This window comes from Streptomyces chiangmaiensis (assembly GCF_036281785.1).
Taxonomy (GTDB): Bacteria; Actinomycetota; Actinomycetes; order Streptomycetales; family Streptomycetaceae; genus Streptomyces; species Streptomyces chiangmaiensis.
Genome location: NZ_JAYWVC010000049.1, coordinates 1 through 16,886, shown reverse-complemented (window position 1 = coordinate 16,886; position 16,886 = coordinate 1). Strand labels below are relative to the sequence as shown.

Genomic DNA, 16,886 nt, shown 5'->3' with positions numbered 1-16,886 from the left:
AGCTCCTTTCACCAGGGCCATGTTCCCGCACAGCCGGTGGTTAGACTCGCTGGCATGTCTGGCCAGTCGCTGCTCGTACCAGGAGAGCTGTCTCCCACCCGTTCGGTCCCCGGAAACATCCGTCGCCCGGAGTATGTCGGCAAGCCCGCGCCGACCCCCTACAACGGTCCCGAGGTGCAGACGCCCGAGACCGTCGAGGCGATGCGCGTCGCCGGACGGATCGCGGCGCAGGCGATGGCCGAGGCCGCGCAGCTCATCGCACCGGGCGTCACCACGGACGAGCTGGACCGGGTCGCGCACGCGTACATGTGCGACCACGGCGCCTACCCGTCGACGCTGGGCTATCGCGGCTACCCCAAGTCGCTGTGCACTTCGATCAACGAGGTCATCTGCCACGGCATCCCGGACTCCACGGTCCTGCGCGACGGCGACATCATCAACCTCGACGTGACGGCCTACATCGGGGGCGTGCACGGCGACAACAACGCCACCTACCTCGTCGGGGACGTGGACGACGAGTCCCGGTTGCTGGTCGAGCGGACCCGCGAGGCCCTCAACCGAGCGATCAAGGCCGTCAGGCCCGGTCGCCAGATCAACGTCATCGGGCGGGTGATCGAGTCGTACGCCAAGCGGTTCGGATACGGCGTCGTGCGGGACTTCACCGGACACGGGATCAACTCGTCGTTCCACTCCGGGCTGATCATCCCGCACTACGACAGCCCGCACGCCACCACCGTGATGCAGCCCGGAATGACCTTCACCATCGAGCCCATGCTCACACTCGGCACATACGAGTACGACATGTGGGACGACGGCTGGACCGTGGTGACGAAGGACCGCAGACGCACCGCCCAGTTCGAGCACACGCTGGTCGTCACGGACACCGGAGCGGAGATCCTGACCCTGCCCTGACGGCTCCCGCACGTACCTCTGTCAGCCCGCTCCGTCCACGGAGCGGGCTCTTTCGCGTGGCCTCGCCCGCGGCAGTGGGTACTGTTTTCCCGACAGACTGTCGGGAAAATGCTGGAGGCCTCATGACCCCGCCGGACACCTCCCCCACGGCGTTCTCCTCGCTCCTTCGCACCGCGTCGCTCGAGCAGCACCGGGAGGCGAACACCTCGACGTTCATCACCGACCTGCTCGACGGCAGGCTCGGGGTCGAGGCGTACACGCGGTACACCGAGCAGCTGTGGTTCGTGTACGGGGCGCTGGAGGCCGGGGCCCGACGGCTGGCGGGCGACCCGGTGGCGGGCCCCTTCGTACAGCCGGAGCTGTTCCGGCGGACCGAGCTGGAACGCGATCTCGCCCATCTGCGCGGACCCGATTGGCGGACGAGCCTCACCGCGCTGCCTGTGACCCGGGCCTATGCGGCGCGCGTACAGGAGTGCGCCGAGCGGTGGCCCGGCGGGTACGTCGCCCACCACTACACCCGCTACCTCGGCGACCTCGCCGGCGGCCAGATCATCCGCGTCACGGCGGAGAGGACATGGGGCTTCACCCGAAAGGGCGATGGGGTCCGGTTCTATGTCTTCGAGGGAATCCCCGATGCGGCGGCGTTCAGGAAGGGGTACCGGACGCTCCTGGACGAGATCCCGGCGGACGAACTGGAGAAGCAGCGGATCATCGCCGAGTGCAAGCGGGCGTACACCCTCAACACCGCGGTCTTTCGGGCCCTGAGCGAGGAGATCCCGCTGAGCGCCTAGTGCGGCGACCGGTCAGTGGTGGCGTGCCTCGTGCCGCTCCGGAGCTGGGCTCGGGGGCGTCGCGCCGGTGGTGAGGTGCGCGACGAGAGCGGCCAGGGACCGGCCGCAGGCGACCGGTCCGGGTCACACCCGGTTGAGTCCCCCTTGACCAAGTCTTGGTGTCCGCTTTGAGTCGGCGTGACCAAGCCGTTTCTGTGATCTTTTCGTGAGAGTCGAATTGCCACCCGGGTGGGTGCGAGTGAGGTAAGGCTCAGGTAACTTAGGTCAGCCTCACCACACCGCTTCCGCTTGGAGCCCGTATGCGAGCCGTCCGACTCACCGTCACCGCCGCCGCCACAGTGGCCGCTCTGACCGCCATCACGGCCTGCACGGCGAAAAGCGAGGCCAAGGACGGCGACGCAATCCAGGTGACCGCAGCCGACTCCCAGTGCGACACGTCCGCCAAGTCGGTTCCGGCCGGCCAAGTCACACTGCAGATCGAGAACAAGGGCTCCAAGGCCACCGAGGTGGAGATCCTCTTCCCGGACGACCGGATCGTCTCGGAGAAGGAGAACATCGGCCCGGGTACCAAGTACACGCTGACGGCCGAGGTGAAGGCCGGTTCGTACGAGATCGCCTGCCGCCCGGGCATGAAGGGCCACGGCGTGCGGCAGCAGCTCACGGTCACCGGCGGCTCGGCCGCCAAGCGGGACCCGAAGCTGGACACGGCGGTCGCCGACTACCGCCGGTACGCGCAGGACCAGGCCGACGAGACGGTGCCGCGGGTCGAGGCCTTCGCCAAGGCCATCAAGGACGGCGACCTCGAGGCCGCCAAGAAGGCCTATGCCACCTCCCGCATCGGGTGGGAGCGCACCGAGCCGGTCGCCGAGTCCTTCGGTGACATCGACCCAAAGGTCGATGTCCGCGCCGACGGCCTGGAACAGGGCCAGAAGTGGACCGGCTGGCACCGCCTGGAGAAGGCCCTCTGGGAGGACAAGAAGATCGGCGACGAGGAGAAGACACTCGCCGACCAGCTGGTGACCGACCTGAAGGACTGGCAGGAGCGGGTCGGCAAGGCCGAGATCACCCCGACCTCCATGGCCAACGGCGCCAAGGAACTGCTCGACGAGGTCGCCACCGGCAAGGTCACCGGCGAGGAGGACCGCTACTCGCACACCGACCTGGTCGACTTCAAGGGCAATGTCGAGGGCGCGCAGAAGGCGTACGAGCTGCTGAAGCCGGTCGCGACGAAGAACGACGCGGCGCTGACGACCGAGCTCGACCAGCAGTTCTCCGCCCTGAACACGCTGCTCGACAAGTACCGGACGGACCCGTCGCAGTACGACTTCGTCTCATATGACAAGGTCACCGAGGATCAGCGCAAGGAGCTGTCGGACAAGGTGAACGCGCTCGCCGAACCGCTGTCCAAGCTCGCCGCCACCGTTGTGAAGTAAGGACGAGCATGACCGAGACCCAAGGCACCGCGAGTCCTTCGCGGCGTGCGCTGATCGGCTGGGGCGGCGCGGGCCTCGCGCTCGGCGCCGCCGCGGCCGGCAGTGCGGTGGCGATGACGCGTACGGGCAACGACGTGGACCCCGCCGGAACCGCGACGGGCGTCGCGGTCGACTTCCACGGCGCACACCAGGCGGGCATCGCCACGCCGGTGCAGGACCGGCTGCACTTCGCCGCGTTCGACGTGCAGACCGACGACCGCGCCGAGTTCGTCCAGATGCTCAAGGACTGGACCGCGGCCGCCCGGCGCATGACCGCGGGCCGGACGGTCGGCGACGGCGCGTACGGGGGGCTCCCCGAGGCGCCGCCGGACGACACCGGCGAGTCTCTCGGCCTCAAGCCGTCGCGGCTGACGCTGACGATCGGGTTCGGGCCGTCGTTCTTCGAGAAGTTCGGGCTGGCGGACAAGCGACCGGAAGCACTGGTCGACCTGCCCCAGTTCCCCGGCGACAACCTGGACAAGTCCCGCACCGGCGGCGACCTCTGCATCCAGGCCTGCGCGGACGACCCGCAGGTGGCCGTGCACGCGATCCGCAACCTGGCCCGCATCGGCTTCGGCAAGGTCGCCGTCCGCTGGTCCCAGCTCGGCTTCGGCAAGACCTCCTCGACGACCCCGGACGCTCAGACCCCGCGCAATCTCATGGGGTTCAAGGACGGTACGCGCAACATCGCGGGCACCGAGACGGACCGGCTGAAGAAGTTCGTGTGGGCCGGCGAAGGCGACGGCCCCGACTGGATGACCGGAGGCTCGTACCTCGTCGCCCGGCGCATCCGCATGAACATCGAGACCTGGGACCGTACCTCCCTGCAGGAGCAGGAGGACGTCTTCGGCCGCGACAAGGGCGAGGGCGCCCCAGTCGGCAAGGCGAAGGAGCACGACGAGCCGTTCCTGAAGGCGATGAAGCCCGACGCGCACGTGCGGCTCGCGCACCCGGACTCCAACGGCGGGGTCACGATTCTGCGCCGGGGCTACTCCTTCACCGACGGCACGGACGGACTCGGACGCCTGGACGCGGGCCTGTTCTTCCTCGCCTACCAGCGCGACATACGCAGGGGATTCATCCCGCTCCAGCGCAAGCTGTCGGCGACCGACGCGCTCAACGAGTACATCCAGCACGTGGGTTCGGCGGTCTTCGCGATCCCGCCAGGCGTCCGGGACAAGGACGACTGGTGGGGCCGGTCACTGCTCACCGAGGAGGCGTAGCCAGTGTTCTCCAACTACCTGATCGGCCTGCGCGAAGGGCTGGAAGCCAGTCTCGTCGTCTGCATTCTGATCGCCTATCTGGTCAAGACGGGCCGCCGGGACGCCCTCAAGCCGATCTGGATCGGCATCGCCGTCGCGGTCGCCCTCGCCATGGGCTTCGGCTGCGCACTCGAATTCGGCTCCCAGGAGCTGACGTTCCAGGCGCAGGAGGCGCTCGGCGGCTCGCTGTCGATCGTCGCGGTCGGCCTCGTGACCTGGATGGTCTTCTGGATGCGGCGCACAGCCCGGCATCTGAAGAGCGAACTGCACAACAGGCTGGACGCGGCCCTGGCGATGGGCACGGGCGCGCTGGTCGCCACCGCGTTCCTGGCCGTGGGCCGCGAGGGTCTGGAGACCGCGCTGTTCGTGTGGGCGTCGGTGCACGCGGCGAGCGACGGCACTCCGCGCCCGCTGATCGGTGTGGCCCTGGGTCTGGCCTCCGCGGTACTCCTCGGCTGGCTGTTCTACCGCGGCGCCCTGAGGATCAACCTCGCCAAGTTCTTCACGTGGACGGGCGGCATGCTGGTCGTCGTCGCGGCGGGCGTGCTCGCCTACGGCTTCCACGACCTGCAGGAGGCCGACTGGCTCCCCGGCCTGACGAACCTGGCCTTCGACATCAGCGGCACCATCCCGCCGGACAGCTGGTACGGCACCCTCCTCAAGGGAGTGTTCAACTTCCAGCCCGACCCGACGGTTCTTCAGATCACGGTGTGGGCTCTGTATTTGGTCCTCACACTCGCCGTCTTCCTCGCCCCGGTAGGGTTCGCCTCCGGGAAGGGGAAGGTGAAGGTCACTGATGAGCAGGGATCGCGGGGATCGCAGCCCTCGAACGCTTCGTAGTCTCAACCGGTTCGCCCTGGCCACCGCGACGGCCGCCACCGTCGCCGTGACGGCGAGCGGCTGCGTCGTGGTCCACGGCGAGCGGGAGGTCGTGCCGACGGCCACACGTGCCGAAGCGGCCCGCGCGCTCCAGGACTTCGTCACCGCGTACAACAAGGCGGACAAGGCGTACGACCGCTCCCAGGACGCGGACCGGGTCACCGGCGCGCTCGCCGCCATCGACGGCGGCAAGCTGGACGCGGGCCACAAGAACAACCCCGCCGGCAACCCGAGCCACGTCCCGCTGAAGCTGACCGACCCGAAGTTCACCATTCCCGCGAAGGCGGGCTGGCCACGCTGGTTCGTCGCCGACACCCATGCCAACAAGGGCAGCGCCGAAGCCCATTGGCTGCTCGTCTTCACCCGCTCCGACGCGAACAAGGTGTGGGAGGTGTCGTATCTGACGATCCTCGCGGCCGGTGACGTACCGGCGTTCAAGAAGGACGAGGACGGCTGGGCCGAACCCGTCTCCGCCGACGACGCGGCGCTCGCGGTGCAGCCCCGCACGCTCGGCTCGGCCTACACGGCCTACCTCAAGTCCGGCGGGGACACGTTCGCACCCGGCACGCACACCTCGAAATGGCGCGCCACGCGGCTGAAGAACGCCAGCAAGCCGGGGCTCGCCCGGCAGTATCTCGACGAACCGCTGACGCACGGCGACTACGCCCCGGTGGGGCTGCGCACCACGGACGGCGGCGCACTCGTCTTCTTCGCGACCCGCCACTTCGAGAAGCAGACGGCCGCGCCGGGCGTGAACATCACCGTCACCGACCGGAACATCAATGCGCTGCTGACGGGTGAGGTCAAGCAGTCCCTGACCCTGGAGTTCGTCTCCAACCAGGCGGTGCTGGACCCCACGCGGGGCCAGGTGAAGTTCCTGAGCCGGGTGGAGGGGCTGACGGGGGCGAAGGGGGAGTAGGGAAGCAAGGGCGCGGTGCCGGGGCTCAGCCCCGGTGCGGCCAGCCGGCCAGCTCGGCCTCGTTCCCGGCATACCGCGCACACGCGTCGGTCAGCACCTCGAGCAGGCTCAGCGGATCCGGCAGCGGGTGCTCCGGCCCCCGTACCCACTCCACCGCCAGGTCACCCGGCAGCTGCGCGGGCGGCAGAAGCACGTACGAGCCCCGGCAGTGCCAGCGCAGCCCCGGGTGCTCGTCCATCGTCTCCGGGTGGCAGTCCAGTTCGCAGGGCCACCACTCGTCCTCGTCCTCGGGCGTACCGCGCGTCAGCGTGAAGAACAGCGTCCGCCCGTCACCGGTCGCGGCGACCGGACCCACCTCGACGCCGGATCCGAGCAGCCGTTCCAGGGCCTCCTCGCCGGCCTCGCGCGGGACGTCCAGCACGTCGTGGACCATCCCGGTGGCGGTGATGAAGTTCGCCTGCGGCAGGTGCCGGACCCAGCGCTCCACCTGCGCCGGATCGGTGGTGGACTGCGTCTGCCAGGCGAAGGAGACCGGGTGGCGGGCGGGCGTCGGGCAGCCGACGCGGTCGCAGGAGCACCGGTAGCCGACCGGGTGAGCGGCGGGCGCGAGCGGCAGCCCCGCGGCGGCGGCAGCCAGCAGCATCGCCTCACGGCCGCCGTCCCCGGCGTCCTCCTTGAGACGGGCGGGACGCCGTCCGCGCAGCCACTGGGAGATCCTGCCCTGCCCGCCCCTGCGGCGGCCGAACTCTGCGCTCATCTATCCCCTCGCCTCGCTGCTGTGGTGCGGACTGCATGCCTTATGGTCCCACCATCCTGCGCCTCGGGTGACCGGAGCCCACATCCGGGGTGGGGCGATGCAGGCCGGGGACCTCCAATAGGGGTGATGTCAGAATTTCACAGGACATATCCGAACGAAAACCCGGTCAGTAGGAGCCGGGGGCCGTGCCCGGGAGCCGTGTCAGCCCTCCTCGGTCAGTGGCGGCCAGGCGTCTCCCCAGTCCGTGTCGCGAGCCGCCCGGTAGAGCGGACCGTGCCGCTTGGTCACCGTCTCGCGGTGCAGGGACTCGTCCGGGCCGCACAGCTCCAGGAGCACCTGGCCCTTGCGGATCTGCGGTCTGCGGACGACCCGGGAGGCGGCCGGCGCCACCGGGAAGCGTGCCGCGGCGACGTAGCTGAACTTCTCGTCCTCGTAAGCCAGCGAGCCGCCCTTGACCTGCCGGTGCAGCGACGAACGGCTGACCCGGGCCGAGAAGTGGCACCAGTCCTCGCCGGGGACGATGGGGCAGGCGGCGCTGTGCGGGCAGGGCGCCGCCACCTGGAAACCGGCCTCGATCAGGCGGTCGCGTGCCTCGATGACGCGGGCGTAGCCGTCCGGGGTGCCGGGCTCCACGATCACGACGGCCTGTGCGGCGGCGGCCGCGGCGCCGACGACATGGGCGCGGTCGTCCTCGGTCAGCTCACCGAGGACGTACGAGACCGTGACGAGATCGGTGGTCTCGATACTCAGCGCCGATCCGATACGGGCGCGGTGCCACTCTGCGGCCTTCAGCGCGGGGTTCGCCGCGGCGATCTCCCGACCCAGCGCGAGCGCCGGCTCGGCCCAGTCGAGCACGGTGACCGGCCGCTCCCCGTCCCAGGTCGCGCTCACGGCCCAGGTCGCGGCGCCGGTCCCGCCGCCGACGTCCACATGGCCCGTCGGCACCCATCCCGGCACGGCGTCCGCGAAGGCCTCCAGTGCCGCGCACACCGCCTCGAATGTCGCGGGCATCCGGTACGCGGCATACGCGACCACGTCCGCACGGTCCCGCAGCACCGGTGCGTCGGTCGGGGTCCGTCCCCGGTAGTTGGCGATCAGCCGGTCCACGGCCTGTGCGGCCTGCCGGGGCGGCAGCCCGTCCAGCAGCCCGGCGAGGGCGGCGCGGAGGGTGTCGGCTGGGGAGACGGGGGCGTTCACCCGCCGATTCTCTCAGGTGCCCCGGACGGCCCGCGCCAGCCGATCCGCCGCCGCGACCCGCACCCGGTTGTCCGGGTCCCTGCGGCGAGGGTGGACCGTGTTCGCCAGGAGGACGAGGAACGTGTCCGTCGCCGGGTCCAGGACCAGTGACGTGCCCGTGAAACCGGTGTGTCCCGCCGCGCCCCCGCCCGCCAGCTCCCCCATGAACCACGGCTGGTCGACCTCGAACCCGAGCCCGGGCGGGGCCAGCATCAGGTCGACGAAGTCGGGGCCCAGGATGCGCGCGGGCCCGTACGAACCGCCCGCGAGCAGCGTGCGGCAGAAGACGGCCAGGTCGCGCGCCGTGGAGAACAGGCCTGCATGGCCGGCCACCCCACCGAGCGCCCAGGCGTTCTCGTCGTGGACCGCACCGCGCAGCATCCCCCGGTCCGCCTTGGCCCACGGCCGCCGCTGGTCCTCGGTCGCCGCCGCCTCCGGGCTCGGTCCGAACCCCGTCGCCGTCATCCCGAGCGGCCGGGTGATGCAGTCCCCCACGAGCACATCGAGCGTGCGCCCGGTGACACGTTCCAGGACGAACTGCAGGAGCAGCATGTTCAGGTCCGAGTAGCAGTAGGTACCGGGCATGCCCACCGGTGCCTCCGCCCGCAGCAGCGCGAGTCGCGCCGCGTACGAGGCGCAGTCGTACAGCGGGAGTTCCGGCCGCAGCCCGGAGGTGTGCGTCAGCACCTGGCGCACGGTGATGCCGTGCTCCGCCGCCGCCTGGAAGTCCGGCAGGTAGGCCGCGACCCGCGCGTCGATGTCCAGGGTGCCGCGCTCCAGTTGCTGGACCGCGATGACCGCCGTGAACAGCTTGGTGAGCGAGGCCACGTCGAAGGGCGTGCCCACGGTCACCGGCACGCGCGCCTCCGGCGGAAGTTCCACTCCCCGGTCCGTCTCCGCGTCATAGGCGGTGTACCGGACCGCCCAGCCCATCGCCGCCTCGACGGCGATCACCGGGCCCCGCCCCGCGACCACCACGGCGCCGGCGGCCCAGGGGCGCTCCCCGCCGAGGGCGTCGCGGATCTCGCGCACCAGGAGACGCAGTTCCTCCGGATCCAGCCCGGCCTTCGCCGGGGTGTCGATGCGCAGTCTCGGCGCGCTCAGCTGTCCTCCCCCGGACTCTCGGCCTCTCGCCCACCCGCCAGGGTCGCGCCTTCGTTCCACGGACGGCACAGTCCCACGAAGCAGGCGACGGCCACCAGTGCCGCCGCCGCTTGGACGACAGCCGTCGGGACGGCGGTGTGCGCACCGGCGATCCCGACGAGCGGCGAGGCCACGGCACCGATGAGGAAGGGGAATGCGCCGAGGAGCGCGGACGCGGAACCGGCGTGCTGCCACATGTCCCTGGCCGGCGGTGGCGTTGCGGTGAAGCCGCCGAGGACGAGAGTGACGAGGAGACCGGTACGGCGCGGAGCGGCGCCCGGTGCGAGGGATCCGCCGGACTCCGATGCGGAGCCCGTCGTCACGGGTGCCACCGTCCCCGCCCCGGTTGTGCGGCCTTCGGACTCGTCGCGGTCGTGCCTGGTGCGCCCGCACTCGGGCATGTGCCCCTCCCTCCTCGTTCGGTCCGCCACATATGCTCTCAGCTCGTACGGATGGCCGGGCGGTGTACCGAGGGGCGGGCATGGTGGGGACGGCGGACGGACGGGTGCGGTGGGGGATCCTGGCGACCGGGGGGATCGCCTCGGCGTTCGCGGCCGATCTGGTCGACCTGCCGGACGCGGAGATCGTGGCGGTGGCCTCGCGGAGCGAGGAGTCGGCGAAGGCGTTCGCGGAACGGTTCGGGATTCCCCGGGCCTACGGGCGGTGGGGCGCGCTTGCCGAGGACGCGGACGTCGACGTGGTGTACGTCGCCACCCCGCACTCGGCGCACCGGGCCGCGGCCGGGATGTGCCTGGAGGCCGGGCGGAACGTGCTGTGCGAGAAGGCGTTCACGCTGAACGCGCGCGAGGCCGGGGAACTGGTCGCGCTGGCGAAGGAGCGTGGCACCTTCCTGATGGAGGCCATGTGGATGTACTGCCATCCGCTGGTGCGGCGGTTGAAGGCGCTCGTCGACGACGGAGCGATCGGCGAGGTGCGCAGCGTCCAGGCCGACTTCGGGCTCGCCGGCCCCTTTCCTCCCTCGCACCGGTTGCGGGACCTCGCACTGGGCGGCGGGGCGCTGCTCGACCTGGGTGTGTATCCGGTGTCGTTCGCGCAGTTGTTGCTCGGGGAGCCCTCGGACGTCGTCGCGAGAGCGGTGCTCTCTGATGAGGGCGTCGATCTGCAGACCGGAGCGCTGCTCTCCTGGGAGAGCGGTGCCCTCGCCTCGGTGCACTGTTCCATCCACGGCGGCACCCCCGTCACCGCGGCGGTCACCGGCTCCCGGGGCCGCATCGACGTTCCACATGGCTTCTTCTACCCGGACCGCTTTGTGTTGCAGCGCGACGGACACGACCCCGAGGAGTTCCGCGCCGACCCCTCCGACGGCCCGCGCAACAGCCTCAAGCACGAGGCGACCGAGGTCATGCGAGCGCTGCGGGCCGGCGAAACCGAGTCCCCGCTCGTGCCGCTGGAGGGGACCCTCGCCGTGATGCGCACACTCGACGCCATACGGGACCGGATCGGCGTCCGTTACCCCGGCGAGGAGCCCGCTCCGCAGCTCGCCTCGGCGTGAGCCACGGTCCGCGGCCTCGGGGCCGCGGATGACAACCGGATGGCGGATGGCGGATTCCGCATGACGGATTCTCCTCGTACGCTGCGGGTCCATGAATGCCATGGAATCTGCCCAGCAGTCGAGGATCGCGGTGGTGACCGGGGCCGGCTCGGGGATCGGCCGCGCGGTCGCGGTGGAGTTGCTGCGCGCGGGCTGGTCGGTGACGCTCGCGGGGCGGCGCACCGGGACACTGGAGGAGACGGCCGCGCTCGTGCCCGAGGGGTCCTGCCTGGCCGTCCGCGCCGACGTCTCGGAACCCGGCGATGCGACGGCCCTGTTCGCGGCCGTGCGCGACCGGTTCGGCCGGCTCGACCTGCTCTTCAACAACGCGGGCACGTTCGGCCCGGGCGGGGTGCCGGTCGAGAACCTGTCGTACGAGGCGTGGCGGCACGTGGTGGACACCAACCTCAACGGCGCGTTCCTGTGCGCGCAGGAGGCGTACCGGCAGATGAAGGAGCAGGAGCCGCAGGGCGGCCGGATCATCAACAACGGCTCGATCTCGGCGCACACGCCCCGCCCGCGCTCGGTGGCGTACACGGCCACCAAGCACGCGGTGACCGGTCTGACCAAGTCGCTGTCCCTGGACGGGCGTCCGTACCGCATCGCGGTCGGCCAGATCGACATCGGCAACGCGGCGACCGACATGACCGCGCGCATACCGAGCGGAGTCCCGCAGGCGAACGGGGAACTCGCGGTCGAGCCCGTGATGGACGTCTCCGATGTGGCGCGCACCGTGCGGCACATGGCCGAGCTGCCGCTGGAGGCGAACGTGCAGTTCGCGACGGTGCTGGCGACGACGATTGCCGTACGTGGGCCGCGGCTGACGCGACCCACCTGGTCACCCATTCAACCTGCACAAACGGAATGTGACCCTCAGTGCCGTTTTGCACGTGGCGGGCTTATGCTCGATTCTCCTCCACCAGAGCTTCACACTTGGAGCACTGGGGCTCCGCAGGCCACACCAAGGGGGAGACGGCAGCCGTTCCGTGGTTCGGACGGGGGTGGACCTCGCGTGGGAGACCGCGGGGTACGCGCCGGATCACGGAGCGGCTGCCCGTAGATCAGCGGTGCCTGCCCTGGTCGGTCGACTCCCGCCGCCGGCGCCCGCGCAGCGCGTAGGCCCCACCTGCCAGCAGCGCCATCACTCCCCCGGCCCCGCCGACCGTCCCCCACGACGAGCGGCCCCGCGCGCCGGCGGCCTGCGCGCCGGACGGCGCCTCCGGAGCCGCCGGCGAGGGCGTCACCTTCGCCCCGCCCGCGCTGAGCGGAGTGACCAGCGCGCCCACCGCCCGGGCGGTACCGGCGGAGGCGAAGCCCCAGTCGAGCAGGGCGGCAGTCTCCTGGTAGACGCCGTTGCCGCCGGGCTCCGGGTGCATGACGGTCGCGAGGAGGGTACGGCCGCCACGGGTGGCGGCGCCGGTGAAGGTGTTGCCCGCATTGCTGGTGTAACCGTTCTTGACCCCGATGAGCCCCTTGTAGGTGCCGAGCCCCCAGGCGCCGGTCAGCAGCCGGTCGGTGTTCTGGATCTGGAAGGTCTTCCTGCCGCCCGTCGGGAAGTCGGATGTCCTCGTCGCGCAGTAGCCGCGGAAGTCGGCGTTCTTCAGGCCGTGGCGGGCGAACAGCGTGAGGTCGTAGGCGGAGGAGAGCTGACCCTTGTGGTCGAAGCCGTCGGGGCTGACCACATGGGTGTCGAGGGCCTGGAGATCCTCGGCCCTGGCCTGCATCTCCGCGACGGTCTTCGCGATCCCGCCGTTCATGTGGCTGAGGACATGGACCGCGTCGTTGCCGGAGCGGAGGAAGACGCCGAGCCACAACTGCTCGACGGTGTACGTGATCCCCGGCTTGATGCCGACCAGGCTGGAGCCCGCCGGGATGTCCGCGAGATCGGCCTCGGTCACCTTGTACTTCTGCGTCGGCGCGAACTTCGTCAGCATGGTGTCCGCGAAGAGCATCTTCAGCGTGGAGGCGGGCGCGAGCGGACGGTGCGCGTTGTACGCGGCGAGCACCTCACCGCTGTGGTGGTCGGCGACGATCCAGGAGCGTGCGGTGAGCCTCTTCGGCAGGTCGGCGGCCCCCTGAACCTGAACGCCGGAACGGCCGAGCCGCTCACCGCCGACCGTGGTGAGGGCGGACGCGGGCGCGGCCAGGGCCAGCGGCACCGTGGCGGACAGCCCGAGCACGGCGCGACGGGACATGCGCGCGGCACGCGGCGAAGGCGGAGAGGAATCACGCATTCCGGGACCGTACAAAGGGAGCCCTTGCCAACAGGCAGCGGGGTCACAAAAGTGCGGCAAAGGCCAGGTCATGACCGGGTAACCGCCGTGGCGAAAAGGGGGCGAAGGGGGCGCGCACAGGCCGGCACCCTTCACCGGCAGGCCACTGGTCACCCGGCCGAAGGTGCTGCTCGCCGACGAGCCGACGGGCAACGTCGACGAGGGCACCCGCGACGACATCAGGCCCTGCTCGAGGGGATGTGGCACCAGTACGGGCTGACCTTCGTCATGGTCACCCACGACTCGGCGATCGCCCGCCGTGCCCCGCGACTCGCGACCATCGAGGCGGGTCGGCTGACCCGCTCACCGAACGGCGGGGCACACCCTGCCCCGCAGTACGCGCAGCAGGGCGCCCAGCCGTACGGACAGCCGAATGCGGCGCCGTACGGACAGCACTACGGCGGTCAGGGATACGGCCTGCGCTCCTGATCCGCGCCCGCGGCCTCCCAGGGGCCGCTCACCGCCCGAGTATCCGGTCGGCCTCGGCCAGTTGCCGGGGGGTGAGCGGCCCCTTCGCGATCGCGCCCGCGTTCTCCTCCGCCTGGGCGACCGACCGGAAGCCCGGGATCGGGACGGTGCGCGGACTGCGAGCCCAGATCCAGGCGAGGGCGCCCTGGGCGGGCGTACGGCCGTCGCTGGTGAGGACGTCCCTGAGGGCCTCGACCCGCCCCAGCCACTCGTCGTCGGCGCCCCCGCCCTGGGAGAAGCCCGGCAGCCACGCGGGCGGGGAGTTGCGGATGTCACCGGATCCGAGCGCCTGTCCGGAGGTGTGCCGGCCCGTCAGCAACCCCATGGCGAGCGGGCTGCGGTTGATGCTCGCGAGGTCCGACTCCTCGCACAGGGCCAGGAGTTCGGGTGCGTCCTGCAGGACGTTGAGACGGTGCTGGACGGCAGCGCAGTGGGGGCCCTCGGCGAAGACGGCGGCCCGCGCGGGGTCGTCGGTGCTCCAGGCGTACGCGCGGATGAGCCCCTCGCGCACGAACTCCTCGCAGACGCCACGGAGTTCGGCGGCCCGCTCGGGGTCGGCGTCGGACAGGTGCAGTTGGTAGAGGTCGATGTGGTCGGTGTCGAGCCGGCGCAGGGAGGCGGTCAGCGCGCGCCGGGCGTAGGCCGGGGAGTCGTCGCTGCCGACGAGCAGCCTGCGCTCCTCGTCGATGACGTTGCCCCACTTGGTGGCGAGCACCACGTCGGCCCGCCGCTTGCCCAGGGCGCGCGCCAGCACGCGCTCGCTGTGCCCGGTCCCGTAGGCGTCGGCGGTGTCGAAGAAGGTGACGCCCAGATCGAGGGCCCGGCGGATCGCCCGTACGGACTCCTCGTCGTCGACCTTCCCCCAGCCGAGGGGCTGTCCGTCCGAGGTGCTCCACTCGCCGCCGATGGCCCAGCAGCCGAAGCCGAGGGGGCTGACCTCGATCGCGCTGCGTCCCAGTGTCCTCGTGTGCTCGATGGTCTCCATGCCCGAAGACGCTAGGAGTTGGAGCGCACTTCAAGGCAAGAGCCCTACCGCGGTGGTTCAGGCCTGCCCGGTCTCGAATCGGGAGATCCTGCCGTCGTCGTCCACGGAGAAGGTCCACCGGGTGCGCATCTCGCCCCAGGTGTCGTTGCAGTACCGGGCGATGAGGGAGCGGCCGCCGTTGGACTCGTTGTCGACGTCCATGTGCCCATGGGTGAAGAAGATCTCCTGGTCGATCCAGTCGGCGAGGTCGCGGTCGGAACCGTCGTCGGACATGGTGGCGTCCGGCGCGAGGAGCGCCAAGAAGGCCTCGCGGTCATGGGAGTTGAGAGCTGTCACGAAGGCCCGGACGGCCGGGTCGCTGAGTTTGGCTGTCTGAATCGTCATGGCTGCCAGAGTCACACCGGTCCCGGCCGGCCGCCACCCGAGTCCCGGACCCCGCCTTCGGTGCCCGGAGCACGCCACCCGAACGGCGCTGTGGACAGGCCGGGCGGGTGTGGGGGGTGGGACGGTGGGAACGCGGAGGAGACCCGTTCCTGCCTGCTGCCCCGGGAGTGATCGTGACCTGTATCGACCGACGTGACGTGGGACTCCTGTTGCTCCGGCTGGGTACCGGCGGTGTGCTGGCGGCGCACGGCACCCAGAAGCTGTTCGGCTGGTTCGGCGGACCCGGGCTGGAAGGGACCGGACAGTTCATGGAGTCCGTCGGCTACCGTCCGGGGAAGGCGAGCGCGGTTGCCTCCGGGCTCGCGGAGGCGGGCGGCGGCACGCTGCTGGCGCTGGGCCTCGCCACACCGGCGGCGGGCGCCGCGGCGGCCGCCGGCATGGCGGGGGCGATGGCCGTGCACGTGCCGAACGGGTTCTTCGCAGAGAACGGCGGCTACGAACATCCGCTGTCCCTCGGCCTCACGGCGACCGGCGTGGCGATCTCCGGCCCCGGCCGGCTCTCCCTGGACGCGCTGTCGGGCAATGCCCTGAACCGCGACTGGATGGTCCCGGCGGCGCTCGCGGTGGCGGCGGCGGCCGCCGCGGCGGTGATCGGGGCACGGAGCAGACGACTGCGGCAGAGGTCGGACGGGGAGGGCGAGCAGGAGGCATTGTTCGAGGATTGACGGCCGCATGGCAGGCTGCGGACATGAGTGAGCACGACACCCCGGCGGATCTCTGGGAGCCGATCGACCGGCTGCACGCATGGCTGGACGCGAACCGGACGCACGACGGAACGGAAGGTCTGCTGCTGCGTGTGCTGAAACTGTCGGAGGAGGTCGGCGAGGTCGCCCAGGCGGTGATCGGCGCGACGGGCCAGAACCCGCGCAAGGGCACGACTCACAGCTGGGACGACGTCCAGGCGGAGCTGTGCGATGTGGTGATCACGGCCCTGGTGGCCCTGCGCACCCTGACCCCGGACGCGCGCCAGGTGTTCGCGGCCCATCTGGACCGCGTCGCACGGCGCTCACTCGGCACCGGGACGTCCTGAGCCGGGGTCGGCACCACGTCGCCGGACTCCCGGAGCAGCGGCGGCACTTGGCCGCCGGACGGCATGATCTGCCGGTGACGGTGGATCTCGGGCACGGTCCGGACGGGGGGGCCATGGCCGACAGCACGTCCCGGATCGCCTCGCAGACCGCGGGCGCGGCCGACGTGGCGAGCTGGGAACGGGGTCGTCGTGCCGGCTCAGACGCATAAGCGGCAGACGAGTCGGGCTGTACGCAGGGGCGCCTGGCGCTTGGATCTCACCCTTTACACCGGATTCGTTCATACTCATGCGCCATGACCAGCACAGAAGGCGTCACGGCGTGGCCTGAAGATGTGCCCCCTACGACCCTTGTCCGGGAGATCCCGAAATGACGGTGGCAGTGGACGCCGAGATCACCGCGTTGATGCGCTCCCTGCGGGTGCAGCGAGGCCACGTGTTGGGGACCGTGGAAGGGCTCAGCGAGGAGGCGTTGCGGCGACCGGTACTGCCCTCTGGGTGGAGTTGCCTGGGGATGGTGCAGCACCTCACGCTGTCGGTGGAGCGAATGTGGTTCCGTGCCGTTGTGGCCGGGGACCCGGAGGTCATCGACCTGGTCGGCAGCCAAGACAGCCCATGGCAGGTGGCTTTGGGGGTGCCGGCCGCCGATGTCCTTGACCGCTATCGCAATGAGGCGTCCCTGGCGGATGCCGTCATCGCCGCCTCATCTGCAGATGCCGACTTGCTCTGGTGGCCTTCCCGGAGGGCGAGTGGCGCCTGCACAGTG

General features: G+C 70.8%; 16 protein-coding genes and 3 pseudogenes. 12 read left to right on the top strand and 7 right to left on the bottom strand.

What is annotated here, in order from left to right:
- The first annotated feature begins 54 nt into the window (after positions 1–54).
- From map to VXC91_RS16995, 6 genes are all read left to right on the top strand, one after another.
- Positions 55–912, top strand: coding sequence for a type I methionyl aminopeptidase (gene map, locus VXC91_RS17020; protein WP_329508105.1), 858 nt, complete (start codon positions 55–57; stop codon positions 910–912).
- Positions 913–1,034: 122 nt separating this feature from the next.
- Positions 1,035–1,703 carry a biliverdin-producing heme oxygenase gene (locus tag VXC91_RS17015; protein ID WP_329508104.1) on the top strand — a complete coding sequence of 223 codons (669 nt, stop codon included), beginning with the start codon at positions 1,035–1,037 and terminating at the stop codon, positions 1,701–1,703.
- 299 nt (positions 1,704–2,002) lie between these two features.
- The gene (gene efeO / locus VXC91_RS17010; RefSeq protein WP_329508103.1) at positions 2,003–3,136 is read left to right on the top strand and encodes an iron uptake system protein EfeO; all 1,134 of its coding nucleotides are present in this window, start codon (positions 2,003–2,005) and stop codon (positions 3,134–3,136) included.
- Positions 3,137–3,144: 8 nt separating this feature from the next.
- Entirely contained in the window at positions 3,145–4,398 is a 1,254-nt protein-coding gene (gene efeB, locus VXC91_RS17005; protein WP_329508102.1) for an iron uptake transporter deferrochelatase/peroxidase subunit, read from the top strand.
- 3 nt (positions 4,399–4,401) lie between these two features.
- Entirely contained in the window at positions 4,402–5,277 is an 876-nt protein-coding gene (gene efeU / locus VXC91_RS17000; protein WP_329508101.1) for an iron uptake transporter permease EfeU, read from the top strand.
- Entirely contained in the window at positions 5,234–6,235 is a 1,002-nt protein-coding gene (locus VXC91_RS16995) for a hypothetical protein (protein WP_329508100.1), read from the top strand. The genes efeU and VXC91_RS16995 overlap by 44 nt, the downstream gene beginning before the upstream one ends.
- Before the next feature lie 25 nt (positions 6,236–6,260).
- On the opposite strand, the gene VXC91_RS16990 is transcribed toward VXC91_RS16995, so the two are convergent.
- The 4 genes and pseudogenes from VXC91_RS16990 to VXC91_RS16975 form a co-directional block, all read right to left on the bottom strand.
- Entirely contained in the window at positions 6,261–6,992 is a 732-nt protein-coding gene (locus VXC91_RS16990; protein WP_329508099.1) for a bifunctional DNA primase/polymerase, read from the bottom strand.
- Positions 6,993–7,193: 201 nt separating this feature from the next.
- A complete protein-coding gene (locus tag VXC91_RS16985; protein WP_329508098.1) occupies positions 7,194–8,189 on the bottom strand; it encodes a small ribosomal subunit Rsm22 family protein in 996 nt (331 codons plus the stop codon).
- Between the two features lie 12 nt (positions 8,190–8,201).
- Complete coding sequence (locus VXC91_RS16980; protein WP_329508097.1) at positions 8,202–9,392, bottom strand: serine hydrolase domain-containing protein; 1,191 nt, start codon at positions 9,390–9,392, stop codon at positions 8,202–8,204.
- A pseudogene (locus VXC91_RS16975) lies at positions 9,329–9,559 on the bottom strand (Bcr/CflA family drug resistance efflux transporter); the annotation flags it as partial. The pseudogene VXC91_RS16975 and the gene VXC91_RS16980, both read right to left, overlap by 64 nt.
- Before the next feature lie 293 nt (positions 9,560–9,852).
- Here VXC91_RS16975 and VXC91_RS16970 point away from each other — a divergent pair.
- Positions 9,853–10,884 (top strand): Gfo/Idh/MocA family protein, encoded by a 1,032-nt coding sequence (locus VXC91_RS16970; protein WP_329508096.1) that lies wholly within the window; start codon positions 9,853–9,855, stop codon positions 10,882–10,884.
- A gap of 100 nt (positions 10,885–10,984) precedes the next feature.
- A pseudogene (locus VXC91_RS16965) lies at positions 10,985–11,747 on the top strand (SDR family oxidoreductase).
- Positions 11,748–11,984: 237 nt separating this feature from the next.
- On the opposite strand, the gene VXC91_RS16960 reads toward VXC91_RS16965, so the two are convergent.
- Entirely contained in the window at positions 11,985–13,157 is a 1,173-nt protein-coding gene (locus tag VXC91_RS16960) for a D-alanyl-D-alanine carboxypeptidase family protein (protein ID WP_329508095.1), read from the bottom strand.
- 100 nt (positions 13,158–13,257) lie between these two features.
- On the opposite strand from VXC91_RS16960, the pseudogene VXC91_RS46990 reads away from it, so the two are divergent.
- Positions 13,258–13,496, top strand: a pseudogene (locus VXC91_RS46990) (ABC transporter ATP-binding protein); the annotation flags it as partial.
- Between the two features lie 157 nt (positions 13,497–13,653).
- Here VXC91_RS46990 and VXC91_RS16950 read toward each other — a convergent pair.
- Together VXC91_RS16950 and VXC91_RS16945 are read right to left on the bottom strand one after the other, a co-directional pair.
- Positions 13,654–14,649, bottom strand: a complete 996-nt coding sequence (locus tag VXC91_RS16950; protein ID WP_329508094.1) for an aldo/keto reductase — start codon at positions 14,647–14,649, stop codon at positions 13,654–13,656.
- Positions 14,650–14,706: 57 nt separating this feature from the next.
- Positions 14,707–15,033, bottom strand: coding sequence for a nuclear transport factor 2-like protein (locus VXC91_RS16945; RefSeq protein WP_329508093.1), 327 nt, complete (start codon positions 15,031–15,033; stop codon positions 14,707–14,709).
- Between the two features lie 173 nt (positions 15,034–15,206).
- Here VXC91_RS16945 and VXC91_RS16940 point away from each other — a divergent pair, with 173 nt between their 5' ends.
- The 3 genes from VXC91_RS16940 to VXC91_RS16930 all read left to right on the top strand — a co-directional run.
- The gene (locus VXC91_RS16940) at positions 15,207–15,758 is read left to right on the top strand and encodes a DoxX family protein (protein ID WP_329508092.1); all 552 of its coding nucleotides are present in this window, start codon (positions 15,207–15,209) and stop codon (positions 15,756–15,758) included.
- 23 nt (positions 15,759–15,781) lie between these two features.
- Positions 15,782–16,123: a MazG-like family protein gene (locus VXC91_RS16935; RefSeq protein WP_329508091.1), complete on the top strand. Its 342-nt coding sequence runs from the start codon at positions 15,782–15,784 to the stop codon at positions 16,121–16,123.
- Between the two features lie 367 nt (positions 16,124–16,490).
- A partial coding sequence (locus VXC91_RS16930) for a mycothiol transferase (RefSeq protein ID WP_329508090.1) occupies positions 16,491–16,886 on the top strand: 396 nt, incomplete at its 3' end.

Bases quoted from the DNA above. Each gene is read 5' to 3' on its own strand.
- map (WP_329508105.1), top strand. From the start codon at position 55: ATGTCTGGCCAGTCGCTGCTCGTACCAGGAGAGCTGTCTCCCACCCGT.
- VXC91_RS17015 (WP_329508104.1), top strand. From the start codon at position 1,035: ATGACCCCGCCGGACACCTCCCCCACGGCGTTCTCCTCGCTCCTTCGC.
- efeO (WP_329508103.1), top strand. From the start codon at position 2,003: ATGCGAGCCGTCCGACTCACCGTCACCGCCGCCGCCACAGTGGCCGCT.
- efeB (WP_329508102.1), top strand. From the start codon at position 3,145: ATGACCGAGACCCAAGGCACCGCGAGTCCTTCGCGGCGTGCGCTGATC.
- VXC91_RS16995 (WP_329508100.1), top strand. From the start codon at position 5,234: ATGAGCAGGGATCGCGGGGATCGCAGCCCTCGAACGCTTCGTAGTCTC.
- VXC91_RS16990 (WP_329508099.1), bottom strand. From the start codon at position 6,992: ATGAGCGCAGAGTTCGGCCGCCGCAGGGGCGGGCAGGGCAGGATCTCC.
- VXC91_RS16970 (WP_329508096.1), top strand. From the start codon at position 9,853: ATGGTGGGGACGGCGGACGGACGGGTGCGGTGGGGGATCCTGGCGACC.
- VXC91_RS16960 (WP_329508095.1), bottom strand. From the start codon at position 13,157: ATGCGTGATTCCTCTCCGCCTTCGCCGCGTGCCGCGCGCATGTCCCGT.
- VXC91_RS16950 (WP_329508094.1), bottom strand. From the start codon at position 14,649: ATGGAGACCATCGAGCACACGAGGACACTGGGACGCAGCGCGATCGAG.
- VXC91_RS16945 (WP_329508093.1), bottom strand. From the start codon at position 15,033: ATGACGATTCAGACAGCCAAACTCAGCGACCCGGCCGTCCGGGCCTTC.
- VXC91_RS16935 (WP_329508091.1), top strand. From the start codon at position 15,782: ATGAGTGAGCACGACACCCCGGCGGATCTCTGGGAGCCGATCGACCGG.